This is a genomic window from Brevibacterium sp. 50QC2O2 (assembly GCF_024580675.1).
Lineage (GTDB): Bacteria > Actinomycetota > Actinomycetes > Actinomycetales > Brevibacteriaceae > Brevibacterium > Brevibacterium moorei.
The window spans coordinates 1-739 of the sequence record NZ_JANIJZ010000054.1 but is presented as its reverse complement, the minus strand read 5'-3'; the positions used below and the strand labels follow the sequence as shown (position 1 = coordinate 739).

At 56.2% G+C, this 739-nt stretch carries 1 rRNA gene; it reads right to left on the bottom strand.

Annotated features, from left to right (window positions below):
- A 23S ribosomal RNA gene (locus tag NQ038_RS15175) occupies nt 1–739 on the bottom strand; the annotation flags it as partial.

Sequence of the window (739 nt, the reverse complement as noted above, 5' to 3'; positions counted from 1 at the left end):
CTTAACCTTCCAGCACCGGGCAGGCGTCAGTCCGTATACATCGCCTTACAGCTTCGCACGGACCTGTGTTTTTAGTAAACAGTCGCTTCTCCCTGGTCTCTGCGGCCACCACACACACATCAGACCGTCAAGGTCCTTCACATGGGTGGCCCCCCTTCTCCCGAAGTTACGGGGGCATTTTGCCGAGTTCCTTAACCACGATTCTCTCGATCACCTTAGTATTCTCTACCTGACTACCTGTGTCGGTTTCGGGTACGAGCGGATCAAACCTCACGCCGATGCTTTTCTCGACAGCATAGGATCACCGGATCACCCCACCCAAAGTGGGACGCCCATCAGCTCTCACCCACACACTCCACGGATTTACCTATAGAGCGGGCTACAACCTTAGACCACGACAACCACCGCGCGGCCCGGCTACCTTCCTGCGTCACACCACACGCTCACCTACACACCACCTCAGGTCCGAAGCACAACCACACACCCAACCCGAAGGCCAGGCGACAGTCACACCGCGTTAGTATCAGTAGCTTCAGTCTTTGACGGTCCTTCACCGGTACGGGAATATCAACCCGTTATCCATCGACTACGCCTGTCGGCCTCGCCTTAGGCCCCGACTAACCCAGGGAAGATGAACTTGACCCTGGAACCCTTAGTCATCCAGTGCACGGGATTCCAACCCGTGTTTCGCTACTCATGCCTGCATTCTCACTCGCATAGCCTCCACCACTCGATCACT